Origin of the sequence: Robiginitalea sp. (assembly GCF_049588695.1) — a bacterium.
GTDB lineage: Bacteria > Bacteroidota > Bacteroidia > Flavobacteriales > Flavobacteriaceae > Robiginitalea.
This window is the reverse complement of sequence record NZ_JBAVZJ010000026.1, coordinates 1-3,846: the sequence shown is the minus strand read 5'-3', so window position 1 is coordinate 3,846 and position 3,846 is coordinate 1. Positions and strand designations below refer to the sequence as shown.

1 protein-coding gene and 1 pseudogene are annotated in these 3,846 nt (G+C 49.2%); both read right to left on the bottom strand.

Going from position 1 to position 3,846, the window contains the following annotated elements; translation table 11 throughout:
* Window positions 1-1,641: pseudogene (locus tag WBV75_RS00425) on the bottom strand (DNA-directed RNA polymerase subunit beta'); the annotation flags it as partial.
* A gap of 40 nt (window positions 1,642-1,681) precedes the next feature.
* A partial coding sequence (gene rpoB / locus WBV75_RS00420) for a DNA-directed RNA polymerase subunit beta (protein WP_424118693.1) occupies window positions 1,682-3,846 on the bottom strand: 2,165 nt, incomplete at its 5' end.

Genomic DNA, 3,846 nt, shown 5'->3' with positions numbered 1-3,846 from the left:
CAGACCTTCTCCGAGCACAGGAAACTCCTTGGTGGACTTTCGCTCTTTGGTCATATAATACAATCCGAGTACCATATCCTGTGACGGTACGGTGATCGGAGAACCATTCGCAGGATTCAAAATGTTATGGGATGCCAGCATCAAAAGCTGCGCTTCCAGGATGGCCTCAGGCCCCAATGGCAGGTGAACCGCCATCTGATCTCCGTCGAAATCCGCATTAAATGCAGTACAGACTAAAGGGTGCAGGCGGATAGCCTTTCCTTCGATCAACCTCGGCTGGAAAGCCTGGATCCCCAAACGGTGAAGCGTGGGAGCCCGGTTCAGCAACACGGGGTGCCCTTTGAGCACATTCTCAAGAATATCCCAGACTACGGGTTCCTTTTTATCGATTATTTTCTTGGCAGACTTCACGGTTTTGACAATACCCCGCTCAATAAGCTTTCGAATAATAAAGGGTTTGTACAATTCTGCCGCCATATCCTTGGGAAGTCCACATTCGTAGAGCTTCATTTCAGGTCCCACGACAATTACCGAACGTGCAGAGTAATCTACCCGCTTACCGAGAAGGTTCTGACGAAAACGTCCCTGCTTTCCTTTGAGGGAATCCGATAGGGACTTCAATGGCCGGTTGGATTCCGTTTTAACCGCAGAAGATTTCCGGGTGTTGTCAAACAGGGAGTCCACGGCTTCCTGGAGCATTCGCTTTTCATTCCGCAGAATGACCTCAGGGGCTTTGATCTCCATCAGGCGTTTCAGTCGGTTATTCCGAATAATCACCCTCCGGTATAAGTCATTGAGATCCGAGGTCGCGAATCGGCCACCATCCAGGGGTACGAGGGGACGCAATTCCGGTGGGATGACAGGTATTACCTTCATTATCATCCACTCTGGCCGGTTTTCGCGGTTGTCCTGTGATTCCCTGAGAGCCTCTACGACCTGCAGCCTTTTAAGAGCTTCCGTCTTACGTTGCTTGGAAGTTTCTGTATGGGCTTTGTGACGCAACTCAAAAGAGAGTTCCTTCAGGTCGATACGCGCGAGAAGGTCAATGAGACATTCTGCACCCATCTTGGCGATAAACTTATTCGGATCGTTATCATCCAGATACTGATTCTCCGGTGGAATCGTTTCCAGAATGTTCAGATATTCCTCCTCAGTGAGGAAATCCATTTTTTGAAGCTCGTCCCCGTCAGGTCCTTTTGCAATCCCCGGTTGAATGACCACATATCTTTCGTAATAGATGATCATGTCGAGTTTCTTGGAGGGGAGTCCCAACAAGTACCCAATTTTATTCGGCAGGGAACGGAAGTACCATATATGCGCGACCGGGACTACCAAATTTATATGACCCACGCGGTCACGCCGTACTTTTTTCTCAGTGACCTCAACCCCACAGCGGTCGCAGACGATACCGCGATATCGTATACGCTTATACTTTCCACACGCGCATTCATAGTCCTTTACGGGTCCGAAAATACGTTCGCAGAACAAACCATCCCGCTCTGGCTTATGAGTCCGGTAATTTATAGTTTCCGGTTTCAGGACTTCACCTCTGGACTCTGCCAAAATAGCCTCCGGGGAAGCCAGACCGATAGAAATCTTGTTAAACCGCTTTACTGTTGTATTATCCTTTAGTCGAGCCATTATCGTATGCTGCTAAAATTAATTGTGTTAAAAAACTGACTTACTCCTCCAGACGGATGTCGAGACCCAATCCCTTGAGTTCGTGCATCAGTACATTGAAGGATTCGGGCAATCCGGGTTCTGGCATGCTTTCGCCCTTCACGATAGACTCGTAAGTCTTCGCCCGGCCGATTACATCGTCAGATTTCACGGTGAGGATCTCTCTCAGAGTAGACGAAGCGCCATAGGCTTCCAGGGCCCAGACCTCCATTTCTCCGAAACGCTGTCCACCAAACTGGGCTTTACCACCAAGGGGTTGCTGGGTGATCAGAGAGTACGGCCCGATAGATCTCGCATGCATTTTATCGTCGACCATGTGGCCGAGTTTCAGCATGTAAATAATTCCAACGGTCGCCTGCTGGTGGAAACGTTCCCCGCTTCCTCCGTCATAGAGGTAGGTATGCCCGAATCGGGGAATCCCCGCATCATCGGTATACTTGTTGATCTGATCCAGAGTAGCTCCGTCAAAAATAGGCGTGGCAAACTTTCTGTCTATCTTCTGACCAGCCCACCCAAGAACTGTTTCGTAGATCTGACCGATGTTCATCCGCGAAGGTACCCCCAACGGATTGAGAACGATATCCACAGGTGTTCCGTCTTCGAGGAAAGGCATGTCTTCCTGACGCACAATTCGCGCCACAATACCCTTGTTTCCGTGACGCCCTGCCATCTTATCACCAACTTTGAGCTTGCGCTTCTTGGCGATATAGACTTTGGCCAGTTTCATAATACCTGCTGGAAGTTCATCCCCGACAGAAATGGTGAATTTATCCCTTCTCAGATTCCCCTGAAGGTCATTCAGTTTGATCTTATAGTTGTGGAGTAAATCAGCGACTAGTGCATTGGTACCCTTATCAGTAGTCCAGCTTCCGCCTACCAGGTGAGCGAAATCATCCACAGAGTTCATCATCTTCAGGGTGTACTTCTTGCCTTTTGGCAGGACTTCCTCACCCAGGTCGTTCAGAACCCCCTGTGAGGTTTTCCCGCCAACCAGTTGGAAGAGTTTTTCAACCAGAACATCCTTCAGTTGCTGGAACTTCACCTCGTATTCCATCTCCAGCTTGGAAATGGCCTCCTTATCTTCATTTCGCTTGCGCTTATCTTTGATAGAGCGCGAGAAGAGTTTTTTGTCGATAACCACCCCATTCAGGGATGGTGGTGCTTTGAGTGAAGCATCCTTCACATCACCCGCCTTATCTCCAAAAATCGCTCGGAGGAGTTTTTCTTCCGGGGTCGGATCGGACTCTCCTTTTGGGGTTATTTTTCCAATTAGGATATCCCCGGGTTTTACTTCAGCCCCGATGCGGATCATACCATATTCGTCCAAATCCTTGGTGGCTTCCTCAGAGACATTAGGGATATCGTTGGTGAGCTCCTCAGCTCCCAATTTTGTATCCCGAACCTCCAGGGCGTATTCATCGATGTGAATGGAGGTGAAAATATCTTCCCGAACCACTTTTTCAGAAATCACAATCGCATCCTCAAAGTTGTATCCCTTCCACGGCATAAATGCCACCTGAAGGTTACGACCCAGGGCGAGTTCCCCTTTTTCAGTGGCGTACCCTTCACAAAGCACCTGTCCCCGCTTCACCTTATCGCCTTTGCGAACGATTGGCTTGAGGTTTATACTCGTCCCCTGATTCGTCTTCCTGAACTTAATCAGTTCATACGTTTTGGAATCGGGCTCAAAACTCACCAGTCGCTCCTGTTCAGAACGCTTATATTTTATGGTGATCTTTTTAGAGTCCACATAGTCCACTACCCCATCGCCCTCGGCATTAATCAATACCCGGGAATCTGTAGCGACCTGGCGCTCCAGTCCTGTCCCCACAATGGGAGACTGAGGTTTGAGCAAAGGAACAGCTTGCCGCATCATGTTGGATCCCATCAGGGCCCGGTTCGCATCATCGTGTTCCAGGAATGGAATCAAAGATGCCGAGATCGACGCGATCTGATTTGGAGCCACATCGGTATAATTGACTTCCTTCGGATCAACAACAGGGAAATCCCCTTCCATCCGGGCAATGACCTTTTCAGAGTCAATGGCTCCATTGTTCTTGAGCGGTATGTTCGCCTGGGCGATTTTCATACCTTCCTCCTCCTCAGCACTGAGGAATTTGTAATTGGCGATGTCCACCTTCCCGTCATCTACCTTTCGATAAGGTG